Origin of the sequence: Gryllotalpicola daejeonensis, assembly GCF_039538145.1 — a bacterium.
Lineage (GTDB): Bacteria > Actinomycetota > Actinomycetes > Actinomycetales > Microbacteriaceae > Gryllotalpicola > Gryllotalpicola daejeonensis.
Genome location: NZ_BAABBV010000001.1, coordinates 90,389 through 104,331 on the forward strand (window position 1 = coordinate 90,389; position 13,943 = coordinate 104,331).

Sequence of the window (13,943 nt, forward strand, 5' to 3'; positions counted from 1 at the left end):
ACCGTCAGCGGGTCGAGCGCAGCAGTGCGAAGGAGCGCGGGGCGAGCGTGAGCTTCCGCGCGGTGTCCACGTCGAGCCGGTCGTCGCTCGTGAGCTCGAGGCGCCAGACGCGGCGCTGCTGGTAGGGCAGCGCGAACTCGACGCCGTTCTCGGCCGCGTTCATGAGCAGCGCGAAGGTGGCGTGCCCTTGGTGGCCGAGCACGAACTGGATCGCGCGGTGCTCCGGTCGGTGCCAGTCGCTGTTCGTGAAGCGCCGGCCGTCGGCGCGGCGCAGGTCGACGGTGCGCGGGCCGGTGCCCGGGGCGCCCCGATACCAGTCGGGGCGCAGCGCGGGCTCCTCGCGGCGCAGCTTCAGCAGCGCGCGTACGAGCGCGGTGAGCTCGTCGTCGCCGTGCTCCCAGTCGAACCAGGAGATCTCGTTGTCCTGGCAGTACGCGTTGTTGTTGCCGCCCTGGGTGCGCGCCCGCTCGTCGCCGCCGAGGAGCATCGGCACCCCGGCCGACAGCAGCAGGGTGGCCAGCAGGTTCTTGCGCTGGCGGGCGCGCAGCCGGTTGATCTCGACGTCGTCCGTCGGGCCCTCTGCGCCGTAGTTCGCGGAGCGGTTGTCGGATTCCCCGTCGGCGCCGCCCTCGCCGTTGGCCTCGTTGTGCTTCTCGCTGTAGCTGGTGAGGTCGGCGAGGGTGAAGCCGTCGTGGGCAGTGACGAAGTTGACGCTCGACAGCGGCGAGCGGCGCGACGACTCGTAGACGTCGGGGCTGCCGAGAACGCGCTGGGCGAAGGTGCCGAGCATGCCTGGGGCCCCGCGCCAGAAGTCGCGCACGTCGTCGCGGAAGCGGCCGTTCCACTCCGACCAGTCGGCGGGGAATCCGCCGACCTGGTAGCCGGCGGTGTCCCACGGCTCGGCGATCATCTTGATCGGCGCGAGCGTCGGGTCCTGATGGATCAGCGCGAGGAACGCACTGTGCACATCGGGGTCGCCGCCCTGCCGCGTGAGCGTCGTCGCGAGGTCGAAGCGGAAGCCGTCGACGTGCATCTCGGTCACCCAGTAGCGCAGCGAGTCCATGATGAGCGCGAGGGCGGCCGGATGCCCCACATTCAGGCTGTTGCCGGTGCCGGTCGTGTCGAAGTAGTGCTCTGGACTGTCGTCGACGAGACGGTAGTAGGAGGGGTTGTCGATGCCTTTGAGGCTCAGGATCGGCCCCTGGTCGTTCCCCTCGGCCGTGTGGTTGTAGACCACGTCGAGGATCACCTCGATGCCGGCGGCATGGAGCGCTGCGACCATGCCCTTGAACTCGTTCACCTGCTCGAGCGGGTCGGCCGCCGCCGCGTATTCGGGGTGCGGCGCGAGGAACGCGAGCGAGTTGTAGCCCCAGTAGTTCCGCAGACCCTTGTCGAGCAGGTGCCCGTCTTGCACGAAGCGGTGCACCGGCATCAGCTCGACCGCGGTGACGCCCAGCTCGCGCAGGTAGTCGATCGCCGCGGGCTGCGCCAGGCCGGCGTAGGTGCCGCGCAGCTGCTCGGGCACCCCGGGCATCAGCTTCGTGAAGCCCTTCACATGCAGCTCGTACACGACCGTCTCGGCGAGCGGTGTGCGCGGCGGCTGGTCGCCGCCCCAATCGAAGGAGCCGGGGTCGGTCACCACCCCGAGGATCGTCCCGTCCTCGGCATCCACCGTCGCCGTCGCGTACGGGTCGAGCAGCAGCTTGCCGTCGTCGAAGCGCAGCCCGGATGCCGGATCCCACGGCCCGCGCACGCGCAGGCCGTACCGCGTCCCGGGGCGCATGCCCGTCACGAAGCCGTGGAAGATGTGCCCGGTGCGCCGGTCGAGCTCGGTGCGCGTCTCCGAGCCGTCATCGCCGATGACGCAGACGTGCACGGCATCGGCGTTCTCGCTGTAGACCGCGACCTGGGCGCCGTCGCCCGTCAGCTGGACGCCGAGCGACGGGCGCGCGAAGTCGTGGCCCGGGCTCACGCAGCCTCGTGCTTCAACAGCAGCGCCGCGGCCCGGTCGAAGGTGATCGACTGCCCCACCTCGACGCAGTGGTCGAGACGGTTCCCTGCGAGAGCGACCCAGACAGACCCCACCTGCTCAATGTAGCCCGCGCTGCGGCGCGCGCTGCCCGCCGCGCTCGTCACGCGGTAGAGCCCCTCGGTCTGCTTCTCGATCTTCCAGTCGCCCGCGTCTGTCCGGTACACCGCTTGGCTGTTCATCGCACGTCCTTCCCCTCCAGGAGCAGCGCTGCTCCACGATGAAAGTAGGTCGGCGCCTTGAGCGGCGACAGGCCGTTGACAGCACTCGCCGCGTTGGGTATTCGTCATCTCTCGCCACCGGCGACGGCTGTGCGGCTAGCGTGATCTGGTGAGCGCCGGATGCCTGGGCAGAGTCCGCTGATCGAGCGGGGCGCCGATCGCTGGGCCGATCCCGAGGCGGTGTTCCTCGCGCTTGACGATGGGACGCGTGAGGTGGCGTGGCTCGACTCCGGAGTTCATGCCGAATCGGGCATGAGCCTGATCGGGTGGCCGGGGCCGCGCGCACGGCGGCGGGGTGCGGCGAGCGCAGGGGATGCCGCACCGATGCTCGCCGCGTTGGGTACGGCGCCTCCCGCGCGTCGCAGCGTCGGGCTGCTTCCTGCGTGGGTGGGCTGGTTCTCGCATGAGTTCGGCTCTGCGCTGCTCGGGCTCGGCGCTGCGTCGGGCGACGCAGCGCTCGCCGAGGCGGTGCTCGTCGAGCGCGCCGTCGTCTTCGACCACGGCACGCGCACTGTGCGGGTGGTCGCGCGCGCCGGCGATGAGGAATGGGTCGAGGCGACCCTGGCGGTGCTCGACGCGAGCCCGGCCGAGGCATCCGGCCCGCCCGATCTCACCGGCCCGCCCGATCTCACCGACCCGCGCGATCTCACCGGCCATCTCGAGATCTCACGTGCGCACGACGATGCCGCGTACCTCGCGCTCGTGCGCGCCTGCCAGGCGCGGATCGCGGCGGGTGATGCCTACCAGCTCTGCCTCACCGAGCAGTGGTCGGCGCCGCGGCCGGCCGACCCGGTCGCCGTCTACCGGCGGCTGCGGCGGCTCGCGCCCAGCCACCACGGCGGCCTGCTGCGCCTCGGCGGCCGCGAGCTGCTGAGCGCGTCGCCCGAGCGCTTCGTCGAGGTGCGCGCCGGGGGAGTGGCGGTGACGCGGCCGATGAAGGGCACGCGCCCGCGCGGTGCGGACCCGGCGACCGATGCCGCGCTCGCCGCAGAGCTGGTCGCGAGCGACAAGGAGCGCGCCGAGAACCTGATGATCGTCGACCTCGTGCGCAACGACCTGTCGAAGGTGAGCGCGCTCGGCTCGGTGACCGTCGACGAGCTGTTCGCGGTCGAGTCGTACCGCACGGTGCATCAGCTCGTCAGCACGGTCACGGGGCGGCTCGCGCCCGGCTTCACGGCGGTGGATGCCTTCGCCGCGCTCTTCCCGGCCGGCTCGATGACCGGCGCGCCGAAGCGCCGTGCAGTCGAGCTGCTCGCGGAGCTCGAGGGCGTGGCGCGCGGGGCATACGCGGGTGCGTTCGGCTACTTCGCGGCGGATGGCACGGCGGACTTCGCCACGACGATCCGCACGATCGTCGTGGATGCCGAGCGCGCGACGTTCGGCACCGGCGGCGGGATCACGGCGTCGTCCGACCCCGAGGCGGAGCTCGCCGAGATGAAACTCAAGGCAGCGGCGCTGATCGAGGCGCTCGGCGGCTGAGGCGTCAGTCCGGCGCGGCGCGAATCAGAGGATGAGGAAGCCGATCACCCCCGCGGCGATGACGACGGCCCACGGCGGCGCCTTCCAGAACTGCAGGGCGAGGAACGCGGCCGCCGCGACCGCCAGGGCGAGCGCCGGGTGGCCGGCGCCGGCGACACCCGAGGTGAACACGGGGGTGTACAGCGCGGCGGCGAGGATGCCGACCACGCCCGCACCCACTCCCATGAGGGCACGGCGCACGCGCGGGGCGCCGCGCAGCGTGTCCCAGAAGGGCAGCGCGCCGACGACCAGCAGGAACGCCGGGAGGAAGATCGCGATGAGGGCGATCGCCGCGCCCACGAGGCCGCTCGGGCCCGAGGTCGTGACGGCGCCGAGGAAGGCCGAGAAGGTGAACAGCGGCCCGGGCACGGCCTGGGCCGCCCCGTAGCCGGCCAGGAAGTCCGTGTGGCTGACGAGCCCGGTCGGCACGGTGCCGGCCTGCAGCAGCGGCAGCACCACGTGGCCGCCGCCGAAGACGAGCGCGCCCGCGCGATAGAAGATGTCGACGAGCCGGATGCCGCCGTCGTGGGTGGCGGCGTAGGCGAGCGGTAGCGCCGCCAAGAGCGCGAAGAAAGCGGCGAGGGCGGCGATCGCCACCCCGCGCGGGACGCGGACGGCGAAGGCATCCGTCTCATCGATGCTCGTCCTCGCCTCGGGCGCGACCAGCCAGAGCAGGCCGGCCACCGCGCTCGCGGCGATCACGATCACCTGGCCGAGCGAGCTGGGAATGAGGAGCGCGGCGATCATGGCGCCGACGGCGATGGTGGCGCGCGCGACGTCGGGGGCCAGGGTGCGGGCCATGCCGAGCACGGCCTGCGCGACGACGGCGACGGCAGCGGCCTTGAGGCCCTGCAACCAGCCCGTGCCGGCCACGTCGCCGAGCGCGGTGACGCCGAACGCGAAGGCCGTGAGCAGGATGGCGGAGGGCAGGGTGAAGGCGCACCAGGCGGCGAGCAGGCCGAGGAACCCGGCGCGCTGCAGGCCGATCGCCATGCCGACCTGGCTGCTCGCGGGGCCGGGCAGGAACTGGCAGAGGGCGACGAGGTCGGCGTACGCCTTCTCGGAGAACCAGCGGCGGCGCACGACGAACGCGTCGCGGAAGTAGCCGAGGTGCGCGACCGGGCCGCCGAACGAGGTCAGGCCGAGGCGCAGGAACACGCGGAAGACCTCGACGGCGGTGCCGGGGTGGGCGCGCGGTGCGGGCGGCGTCGGTGGCGGCGGTGCGGCCGGCGTGTCGGAAGGCACGGAGGGAACGTAGCAGGGGCCGGTGACGCGGCGCGTCAGCTGCGGCGCACGCGGCCCAGCCACAGTGACAGACCAACCGCGACCGCCACCAGCAGGCCGCCGCCCGCGGCGAACCACGAGGCGAGATCGACCTGCTCCTTCACGAGGCTGAGCTTGCTGGGCAGCGAGCTGAGCGCGCTCTTCAGCTCGTTCGCGCTCTCGGCGCGGTGGTAGGTGCCGCCGGTCGCCTTCGCGATCTGCTGCAGAGCGTCCTCGTCGATCTGCAGCGGGCCGCCGCGCCCGTCGAAGCCGCCGCCGGGGCCGCCGAACGCACCGCCGCCGAACCCGCCGCCGCCGAAGCCGTCGTTCAGCTGGTCGCCGGGGCAGACGAGCGGCGCGGGGCTCGTGGTGCCGAACCCGATCGTGAACACGCGCACGTGGCGGCCGGCCGCGAGACGCGCGGCGAGCTGCGGGTCGGCGCCCTGCGTGTTCGCGCCGTCGGTCAGCAGCACGATGGCGTCGGGGGCGAACCCGCCGCCGTTCGGCGACGGCGGCGACGGCGGGGGCGCGACGTTGACGCCGGTCGGCGGCACCGAGGGGTCGACCTTCGAGATCTCGTCGAGCGAGGTGATGATCGCCTGTCCGATCGCCGTGCCGCGCGAGGTCGTGAGCCCCGTGAGCGCCTTCGTGAGCTCGTCGGTGTCGTCGGTGGGCGGCACCAGCGCGCCCGCGGTGCCGGCGAAAGTCACGAGCCCCACCTTCGGTCCGCCCCGCAGCGACTCGACGAACGACGTGGCCTGCTTCTCGGCCGCCGTGATGCGATTCGGCTCGACGTCGGTCGAGCACATCGAGCCCGACACGTCGAGCGCGAGCATGATCGTCGACGAGCGCGAGGGGACGTGAACGGATGCCTGCGGCCGCGCCGCCCCGACGGCGAGAACTCCGACCCCCGTGAGCAGCAGCAGGGCAGGAATCCGTCTCACCCAGCCGCCGCGCTGCGGCAGCGCCGCGCGCACCAGCGCGATCGACGCGACCTGCACCGCTGCCCGCTTGCGACGCCGACGCAGCCACCACGCGAGCAGCAGGATCGCGGGGAGCAGCAGCAGCGCGAGCAGCGCCCATGGCCAGGTGAACGTCATGTCACACCACCCGCCCAGTGCCGGCGACGGTCAGCATGGCGCCGGCGAGCAGCAACGCGAGGGCGACCGCGATGAACGCGGCGGCGAGGGGCAGCGGCTCGTGCACGATCGTGAGCCGCAGGTCGATCGACCCGGCGACGCTGCCGAGCTGCTGCGCGTCGGACGCCGGGTGGTAGCTTCCGCCCGTCGTCTGCGAGATCGCCTTCAGGGCGTCGGCGTCGAGGGCCGTCTCGACGCGGTAGCCGTCGGCCTCGACCGTCGTGCCCTGCTCGGTGCCGACCCCGACCGTGTCGATGTGCACGCCGGATTGCTCGGCCAGCTGCGCTGCGGCGTCGACATCGGCGCCGCCGGAGCCCCCACCCGCGCCCATGTTCTGCCCGTCGCTGAATAGCACGATCGTGGCGCTGCCCCACCAGCCGAGCTGCGGCAGCTCGCCGTTCTTTCCGACCGTCGGCGTCTTGCCCGTGATCACGCCGAGCGACCCGATGATCGCGGCGCTGAGAGAGGTGCCGCCCGACACCGTCAATCCGTCGATCGCGCTCTCGGCCCGGGTGTGGTCGCCGCTCGGTCGAGAGGTCACCAGGGCGCCCTGCTCGAACGCCACGACGCCGATGTCGACCGAGCTCGGCTGCGCGGCGATGAACTGCTTCGCCGCCTTCTTGGCCGCGGCGATGCGGCTCGGCTTGACGTCGTCGGCGATCATCGACTGCGACACGTCCATCGCGAGGATCACGGTGCCGGATGCGCGCGGCGTGGGGACGGATGCCGCCGGCCCCGCCGCGCCCACCGCGAGCAGGGCGACCCCCGAGATCGTGAGCCAGATGCCGGTGGTGCGGATGCCGGTGCCGCGCCGCCCCGGGCGGGGTGTCGCCACCCCGAGTCGCGCCAGCGCCGCCGCGCGGCGACGGCCGTAGACCCAGGCGACCACGGCGAGCGCCGCGACGACGACGGCGCCGAGGACGAGCAGCGGGGGAGAGGCGAGTGTCATGGCAGCCTCGCGGTAGCGACTGTGCTTGCCCGGGCTGGGTGATGGGTGGCCGCCACGAGCTCGACGAGCACGCGGTCGAGCTCGCGCTCGGCGCCGACCCGATGCAGCGTGACGCCGGCGCGCCGCATGCCCGAGACGACCTCGGATTCGTGCCGGTCGAGGCCTGCCCGGTAGCCGGCGCGGAACACCGGGTCGGCTGTGTCGACCACGAGCTGCTCACCGGTCTCAGCGTCTTCGACGATGACCAGCCCGGCCTCGGGCAGCTCCCCGGCCGCGGCATCCGTCACCCTCAGCGCCACGACCTCGTGGCGCTGCGTCAGCCGCAGCAGCGCGTGCGGCCAGTCGCCCGTGCCGATGAAGTCCGAGACGACGACGATGAGGCTGCGCCGCCGCGCCAGCCCCGCCACGCGGTCGAGCATCGCGGCGAGGTCGGTGGTGGCGCCGGGGCGTGTCGCCCGCTTCCGCGCTGCGGACCCGGGGCGCGAAGCAGGACCCGCGACCGCGCCCCGAGCCGCGCTCGGCTTCAGACCGCCCGCCGCACTGCGCGCCAGCTCGCCGCCGATGCGCAGCGCGTGGGCTCGGCCGGTTCCAGGCGGCACGACCCGCGTCGCCCCCTCGTCATAGAGCAGCGCGCCGACGCGATTGCCGCCGCGGCCGAAGAGCCGCGCGAGGGCGAGGGCGAGCTCGGCGAGCGTGTCGTCCATACCGCGGCCATCTGCGCCGCGCGTGCCCGTGCCGAGTGACGCCGACCGGTCGAGCACGAGCCACGCGGTGAGATCGCGGTCCTCGTTGAAGACGCGCACGTGCGGCTCGCCGAGGCGGGCGGTCACATTCCAGTCCATGTGCCGGGCGTCGTCGCCGGGCACATACGCACGCAGGCCCGCGAAGTCGATGCCGGTGCCGCGGTGCACCGTGCGGTAGCCGCCCTGAATGCGGCCCTCGAGCCGGCGGATCACCCGCCACTCCAGGCGCAGCAGCAGCTTCTCGGTCGCGGTGGTCATGACTACCTGCTCTGCAGGACCACCTCGGGCGCAGGCACGGCGCCCAGCACCCGCGAGACGACCGCGTCGGCGTCGAGATCGTCGGCGAGCGCCTCATAGCTCAGCACGACGCGGTGCCGCAGCACGTCGAGGGCGAGCTCGGCGAGGTCCTGCGGAAGGACGTAGCCGCGCCCCCGCAGGAAGGCGAGCGCGCGCCCGCCCAGGACGAGCGCGATGGATGCCCGGGGGCTCGCGCCGTAGGACACGTAGCGCTCGAGCTCGCCGAGGCCGACGAGCCCCGGTGATCGCGTCGCGGCGACCAGCCTCACCGCGTAGTCGGTGATCGCCGGGTCGACGTAGACCCGGTCGACGTGCGCGCGCAGCTCGATCAGCCGTTCCGGCGTGAGCATCGCCTGCGTGAGCGGGGCCGGCTGCAGCGAGCGCTCGACGATCGCGTGCTCCTCGTGCGGCGTCGGGTAGCCGATCACGACCTTCATCATGAAGCGGTCGACCTGCGCCTCCGGCAGCGGATAGGTGCCCTCCGACTCGATGGGGTTCTCGGTCGCCATCACGAGGAACGGCTCGGGTACGCGGAAGGTCTCGCGGCCGATCGTCACCTGGTGCTCCTGCATCACCTCGAGCAGGGCCGACTGCACCTTCGCGGGCGCGCGGTTGATCTCATCGGCGAGCAGCAGGTTCGCGAACACCGGGCCGAGCACGGTCTCGAACTCGCCGGTGTGCTGGTGATAGACCCGGGTGCCGACGAGGTCGGCCGGCACGAGGTCCGGTGTGAACTGCACGCGTTGGAACTGGCCGCCGATCGCCGCGGCGAGGGACTTCACCGCGAGCGTCTTCGCGAGGCCGGGCACGCCCTCGACGAGCAGATGCCCGCCGGCGAGCAGCGCGACGGCCATGCGCTCGAGCAGCACGTCCTGGCCGACGATGGTGCGCTTGACCTCGAACAGCACGTGCTCGAGGGGGTGCGCGGGAAGGTCTGTCACTGTCGTGGTCCTTTCGGTTCAGGCATCCGTATCGCTCACACCGCGTGGTCAGATCTGCGGGCCCTGCAGGCCCTCGCCGTCCTCGTTGCCCCCGAGCGCGACGCCGATCGGCACCGCGAACCCGACGCCCGCCCACGCGCCGTCGTGGCCGGGGTCGGCGATCGAGACGACGATGCCGATGACGTCGCCGCGCTGGTCGAGCAGCGGGCCGCCCGAGCTGCCGGGATTGACGCTCGCATCGAACTGGATGAGCCCCGAGAACGAGCCCTGGTCGGTGTCGGCCTTGCGGTCGAGGCCCGAGACGATGCCCGATGAGACGCTGTACGACAGCCCGAGCGGATTGCCGATCGCGACGACGGGTGCGCCGACCGTGGTGTCGCCGCCGAGCGTCGCGGGCACGAGCGGCATGGGCGGGCTGCTGGGGCTGAGTGTTGCGATGTCGTTGGCGGGGTCGGATGCGGTGACGGATGCCGTGGCGAAGGTGCCGTCGGAGAAGGTGACCGTGATCGCCCCGCCGCCCGCCACGACGTGGTTCGCCGTGAGGATGAGGCCGGTCTTCGTGGCGACGACCCCGGTGCCCAGCTCGCCCTTCGCGGTCTCGACCACGACGACCGAGGGGCCGGCGAGGCGGTACAGCTGCGCGACCGTCGGGGCGGTGGCAGACGGCGTCGGCGTCGGGGTGTGCGGCGGCTCGGCGCCGGCGGTCGCGCCGCCGAGGCGGAACGCCAGAACGCCGATGACGAGGACGAGGACGGCGATGAGTGCCCCGGCGACCGTCAGTGTCGCGCGGGGGCCCGAGATCAGACGACGCAGAGCGCGACGGCCCGCCATGAGCACACGGTAGGCGCGCCCGCCTAGGAATGGGGTAAATCGATGAAAATCCGTCGGTCTGTCGATCTCACGCCCGCTCGTGCATCGGTGTAGTGAAGATCCCGAAAGAAAAGCGATCGGGACGCAAGCAGAAGAGAGACCGAGATGGGCAAGTACCTGGTGCTGATCTACGACGACGAGAAGCGATTCGCCGAGACGCCGCGTGAGGTCATGGCCGATATGCACGAGAAGCACGTCGCGTTCATCGCGAACCACAGGGGCGCGATCGTCGGCGGCGCGCAGCTCACGACGAGCGACACGGCGACGACGATCCGCCACACCGAGGGCGGCGCGACGGTCACCGACGGTACCTTCCTTGAGACGAAGGAAGTGCTCGGCGGCTACTACGTTATTGAGGCGCCCGACTACGACCAGGCGCTCGCGCTCGCCAAGCAGGTGCCGAGCCTCTACGGCGCGATCGAGGTCTGGCCGCAGCGCGAGCCCGCCGACGACCTCACGATCGAGCACTAGAAGACGGCGCCGGCAGAGGGGAATGAAAGTGGCGAAATATGTGGCGCTCATCTTCGGCGACGAGGATGTCTGGTTGAACAGCGACGAGGCGACGACGAGCGCGATCCTCAGCGAGTACGGCCGCTTCCACGAGGAATACGGCCGACACCTGGTCGGCAGCGGGCAGCTGAAGCCGAACTCCACCGCCAAGTTGATCAGGACGACCGGCGACGAGTACACCGTGACCGACGGCGCCTTCGGAGAGACCAAGGAAGCGCTCGGCGGCTACTACGTCATCGAGGCCGATGACGAGGCGACGGCGCTCGAGATCGCCAAGCACGTGCCGGCGCCGGGCGGGTTCGTCGAGCTGAGGCCGCTCGTCGACCTGGGCTGATGCCATGACGGATGCCGGGGCCGAAGCGGCGCGCGCGTCGCCGGCGATCTGGATGCAGCGGAGGACTGCGTGCAAGACGCCTACGCCCGGGCACTCGAGCACTGGGAACGCGACGGGGTCCCCGGGAAGCCCGGAGCGTGGCTCACGACGGTCGCGACGCGGCGCGCACTCGAGGGGCGCCGGCGGGCGGCGACGGCGGCGCGGAAGCTGCCGCTGCTCGTGCCGGACCCCGTCGACGTGCTGCCGGAGGCTGCCGACGCAGCAGGATTCCCCGACGACCGCCTGCGGCTCGTCTTCACGTGCTGTCACCCCGCGCTCGCCGCAGAGGCGCGCATCGCCCTGACGCTGCGCTTCGTCTGCGGCCTGGCCACACCCGAGGTCGCCCGCGCGCTGCTCGTCACCGAGACGACGATGCAGGCGCGCCTGACACGGGCGAAGAAGAAGATCGTGGCCACCGGGATCCCGTACCGGGTGCCGTCGCCGGACGAGTTGCCGGAGCGCCTGGCATCCGTTCTCGATGTCGTCCATCTCGTCTACACGAGCGGATACACCGCGGCCGCCGGCAACGCGCTCACCCGGCCGGAACTCGCCGAGCGCGGCATCGCGCTCGCACGGATGCTGCGGCAGCTGCTGCCTGATGAGGGCGAGGTGAGCGGGCTGCTCGCGCTGCTGCTGCTCAGCGACGCGCGGCGGGCGGCGCGGGTCGACGCGTCCGGTGCGCTGGTGCTGCTCGAGGATCAAGACCGCGGTCTGTGGAACCAGGAGCAGATCGCCGAGGGCCAGGCGCTCGTCGAGGCGGCGCTGCGGCGCCCGGCCGCGGGGGCCGCCCGGTCTTTCGGCCGCTACGGTCTGATGGCGGCGATCGCGGCACTGCACGACGAGGCGCCCAGCTGGGAGGCCACGGATTGGCCGCAGATCCTGGCGCTCTACGACCTGTTGCTCGAGCGATGGCCGTCGCCGGTCGTCGCGCTCAACCGGGCGGTGGCGCTGAGTTTCACGGCGGGGCCGCGAGTCGCACTCGCCGCGGTCGACGAGCTTGCAGATGTGCCCGCGCTCGCGAGCTACCCGTATCTCGCGGCGACTCGCGCGGACCTGCTGCGCAGGCTGGGCGAGACGGATGCCGCGGCCGAGGCCTATCAGGAGGCGCTGCTGCTCACCGCGAATGACGTCGAGGCGGCGTTCCTCGCCGCGCGACTGCGCGAGGTCAGCTCGAGCTGACGGCCGGTTGCGCCACCAGGATCCGCTGTGCGCTCCTCGGATCCGAGGAGCGCATAGCGGAAGCCAGTGGCGCAACCGCGCGCCAACGCCTCAGACGGCGGCGGGTGCCGCGGTCGCCTCGGGCGACGCCTCGGCTGCCTCGATCGACGCGGACGCCGCGAGAATCGCGTCGATCGTCACCTGCGGGTGGCTGATCATCGAGACGTGCGAGCCGGCGACCTCGGTGATCGTCGCGCCGGCGTTCTCGGCCATGCTGCGCTGAACAGCCGGCGGGATGACCTTGTCTTCGGTGCCGACGACGGCCCAGCTCGGAATGGTCTTCCACGCCGGCACTCCGGACGGCGTCGTGTTGGCCTGCAGCGTGATCGGGCGCTGGCCTGCGGCGATGAGCCAGCGGTCGGCCTCGGGCAGGTCCTGCGCGAACGCGGTGTGCACCGTGCTGGGCTTGAGGAACGCCTCCGCGTCGCCCTCGGGGGCACCCGGATAGCCGAGAATGTCGAACACCGCGCTCGGATCGGGCACGTCGAACGCCGACCCGGAGCCGCCGAGAAGCTGGAACACGAACTGGCCCTCGTCGGGCACGAAGGCGTCGACATACACGAGCGCCTTCACATCGCCGCCGCGCGAGCCCGCATTGGTGATCACGAAGCCGCCGTAGGAGTGGCCGACGAGCACCACCGGGCCGCGGGTGTGCTGCGCGAGATACGAGGCGATGTAGTCCGCGTCGTTGTGCACGCCGCGCAGCTGGTTGGTCGGGGCGAGGACGGTGAAGCCCTGCGACTGAAGGGCGGTGGCGACGGGGTTCCAGCTGGAGGCGTCGGCCCATGCTCCGTGGACGAGCACGATGGTGGGTTTGGTCATGCCGCGGAAGTTACACTCGCCCTCACTTTCCCGCTAGAAGAACGCTTGGTTCATCCGCAGGAAGTGCTTAGCAGGCGGCAAGCAACGGTCGCTGGGGTGCTGCACAGGCGCTACAGCTCCGCCGGCCCCGAAAGCTCACCGACCGTGACGTAGCGCCGGGCGAGCTCCTGCTGCTGCTCTTCCGGCAGCGCGAAGATCTGCGCGGCCTGCTCGGCCGTGACCTCGTACACGGTGGGCCACTCACCGATGGGGATCGTCGTGTGAAGCATCCGATCGCCATACACGTGGACGATGTCGAACGCGTGCCCGCCCGCCTGCGCGCGCAGCCCCGTCTGCGACAGCAGCGGGTCATTCGTGTAGCAGGTGGCAGACGCGACCGACACGGGCACGCCCGCGAACGTCGAGTGGGTCGAGTAGTGCAGGTGACCGGCGAGGATGCCGCGCACATCGGTGCCACGGACGACCTCTTCCAGCTTCGCCTGATCGCGCAGCTCGATGAGCTCGTCGAAGATCTGCGGCGAGGGGATGGGCGGGTGATGCAGCGCGAGCAGCGTGCCGCGCGGCGCGGGCTCGGCGAGAACGGATGCCAGCCACTTGAGCTGCTCGTCGGCGAGGGCGCCGTAGTGGAACCCGGGAACCGTCGAGTCGAGCACCACGAGGCGCAGGCCGTCGAGGTCGATCACCCGGTCGTAAGGCTCGTCGCTGCCCTCGACGTCGAGCAGCCCGCTGCGGAACGCGGCGCGGTTGTCGTGGTTGCCCATGACCCACACGAGCTCGGCGCCGAGCTCGGCGGCGACCGGTTCGATCGCCGCGCGTACCCGGGCGTACGCGTCGTCGGCGCCGGTGTCGGCGATGTCGCCGGTGATCACGATCGCGCTGGGGGAGAGGCCGGCGCCCGAGAGCTGCCGCAGCGCCTGCGCGAGGATCTCGTCCGAGTCGACGATGCCGAACATCGGCGCGCGGCCCGCGGTGAAGTGCGTGTCGGAGAGGTGGACGATCAGCTGTTCCGGGCGTGGATACTGCGAGGGCCAGAGCGGGTTCACGCCACGA

14 protein-coding genes and 1 pseudogene are annotated in these 13,943 nt (G+C 72.0%); 5 read left to right on the top strand and 10 right to left on the bottom strand.

The genetic code is table 11. The features are described 5' to 3' along the window. Positions 1–4 precede the first annotated feature (4 nt). Positions 5–1,972 carry a glycogen debranching protein GlgX gene (gene glgX, locus ABD736_RS00525; RefSeq protein WP_425554977.1) on the bottom strand — a complete coding sequence of 656 codons (1,968 nt, stop codon included), beginning with the start codon at positions 1,970–1,972 and terminating at the stop codon, positions 5–7. Beyond that, positions 1,969–2,211, bottom strand: coding sequence for a hypothetical protein (locus ABD736_RS00530; protein ID WP_344789787.1), 243 nt, complete (start codon positions 2,209–2,211; stop codon positions 1,969–1,971). The genes glgX and ABD736_RS00530 overlap by 4 nt, the downstream gene beginning before the upstream one ends. 159 nt (positions 2,212–2,370) lie before the next feature. On the opposite strand from ABD736_RS00530, the gene ABD736_RS00535 reads away from it, so the two are divergent. Next, a complete protein-coding gene (locus ABD736_RS00535) occupies positions 2,371–3,729 on the top strand; it encodes an anthranilate synthase component I family protein (RefSeq protein WP_344789788.1) in 1,359 nt (452 codons plus the stop codon). A 24-nt stretch (positions 3,730–3,753) separates the two neighbouring features. Here the strand turns inward: ABD736_RS00535 and chrA are convergent, their stop codons facing one another. The 6 genes from chrA to ABD736_RS00565 are packed head-to-tail and all read right to left on the bottom strand — an operon-like array spanning position 3,754 to position 9,931. Further along, on the bottom strand, positions 3,754–5,013 hold the full coding sequence (chrA, locus tag ABD736_RS00540; protein WP_344789789.1) for a chromate efflux transporter: 1,260 nt from the start codon (positions 5,011–5,013) through the stop codon (positions 3,754–3,756). 35 nt (positions 5,014–5,048) lie between these two features. Further along, positions 5,049–6,131, bottom strand: coding sequence for a VWA domain-containing protein (locus ABD736_RS00545; protein WP_344789790.1), 1,083 nt, complete (start codon positions 6,129–6,131; stop codon positions 5,049–5,051). 1 nt (position 6,132) lies between these two features. Next, positions 6,133–7,119, bottom strand: coding sequence for a VWA domain-containing protein (locus ABD736_RS00550; RefSeq protein WP_344789791.1), 987 nt, complete (start codon positions 7,117–7,119; stop codon positions 6,133–6,135). Further along, positions 7,116–8,120 (bottom strand): DUF58 domain-containing protein, encoded by a 1,005-nt coding sequence (locus ABD736_RS00555; protein WP_344789792.1) that lies wholly within the window; start codon positions 8,118–8,120, stop codon positions 7,116–7,118. The genes ABD736_RS00550 and ABD736_RS00555 overlap by 4 nt, the downstream gene beginning before the upstream one ends. A gap of 2 nt (positions 8,121–8,122) precedes the next feature. After that, positions 8,123–9,100 carry an AAA family ATPase gene (locus ABD736_RS00560; protein WP_344789793.1) on the bottom strand — a complete coding sequence of 326 codons (978 nt, stop codon included), beginning with the start codon at positions 9,098–9,100 and terminating at the stop codon, positions 8,123–8,125. A 48-nt stretch (positions 9,101–9,148) separates the two neighbouring features. Then, positions 9,149–9,931, bottom strand: coding sequence for a S1C family serine protease (locus tag ABD736_RS00565; RefSeq protein WP_344789794.1), 783 nt, complete (start codon positions 9,929–9,931; stop codon positions 9,149–9,151). Positions 9,932–10,075: 144 nt separating this feature from the next. On the opposite strand from ABD736_RS00565, the gene ABD736_RS00570 reads away from it, so the two are divergent. From ABD736_RS00570 to ABD736_RS00585, 4 genes and pseudogenes are all read left to right on the top strand, one after another. Continuing rightward, complete coding sequence (locus tag ABD736_RS00570; protein ID WP_344789795.1) at positions 10,076–10,441, top strand: YciI family protein; 366 nt, start codon at positions 10,076–10,078, stop codon at positions 10,439–10,441. Between the two features lie 28 nt (positions 10,442–10,469). Next, positions 10,470–10,814 carry a YciI family protein gene (locus ABD736_RS00575; protein WP_344789796.1) on the top strand — a complete coding sequence of 115 codons (345 nt, stop codon included), beginning with the start codon at positions 10,470–10,472 and terminating at the stop codon, positions 10,812–10,814. Positions 10,815–10,859: 45 nt separating this feature from the next. Then, a pseudogene (locus tag ABD736_RS00580) lies at positions 10,860–10,994 on the top strand (sigma factor); the annotation flags it as partial. Between the two features lie 57 nt (positions 10,995–11,051). Beyond that, entirely contained in the window at positions 11,052–12,032 is a 981-nt protein-coding gene (locus ABD736_RS00585; RefSeq protein ID WP_344792180.1) for an RNA polymerase sigma factor, read from the top strand. 90 nt (positions 12,033–12,122) lie between these two features. Here the strand turns inward: ABD736_RS00585 and ABD736_RS00590 are convergent, their stop codons facing one another. Further along, positions 12,123–12,893, bottom strand: a complete 771-nt coding sequence (locus ABD736_RS00590; protein WP_344789797.1) for an alpha/beta fold hydrolase — start codon at positions 12,891–12,893, stop codon at positions 12,123–12,125. 110 nt (positions 12,894–13,003) lie between these two features. Beyond that, positions 13,004–13,936, bottom strand: a complete 933-nt coding sequence (locus ABD736_RS00595) for a phosphodiesterase (protein ID WP_344789798.1) — start codon at positions 13,934–13,936, stop codon at positions 13,004–13,006. Between the last annotated feature and the right edge of the window lie 7 nt (positions 13,937–13,943).

Excerpts from the sequence above, each read along its gene's own strand:
- ABD736_RS00530 (WP_344789787.1), bottom strand. The coding sequence starts at position 2,211 with ATGAACAGCCAAGCGGTGTACCGGACAGACGCGGGCGACTGGAAGATC.
- ABD736_RS00535 (WP_344789788.1), top strand. The coding sequence starts at position 2,371 with ATGCCTGGGCAGAGTCCGCTGATCGAGCGGGGCGCCGATCGCTGGGCC.
- ABD736_RS00545 (WP_344789790.1), bottom strand. The coding sequence starts at position 6,131 with ATGACGTTCACCTGGCCATGGGCGCTGCTCGCGCTGCTGCTGCTCCCC.
- ABD736_RS00550 (WP_344789791.1), bottom strand. The coding sequence starts at position 7,119 with ATGACACTCGCCTCTCCCCCGCTGCTCGTCCTCGGCGCCGTCGTCGTC.
- ABD736_RS00555 (WP_344789792.1), bottom strand. The coding sequence starts at position 8,120 with ATGACCACCGCGACCGAGAAGCTGCTGCTGCGCCTGGAGTGGCGGGTG.
- ABD736_RS00565 (WP_344789794.1), bottom strand. The coding sequence starts at position 9,931 with ATGGCGGGCCGTCGCGCTCTGCGTCGTCTGATCTCGGGCCCCCGCGCG.
- ABD736_RS00570 (WP_344789795.1), top strand. The coding sequence starts at position 10,076 with ATGGGCAAGTACCTGGTGCTGATCTACGACGACGAGAAGCGATTCGCC.
- ABD736_RS00590 (WP_344789797.1), bottom strand. The coding sequence starts at position 12,893 with ATGACCAAACCCACCATCGTGCTCGTCCACGGAGCATGGGCCGACGCC.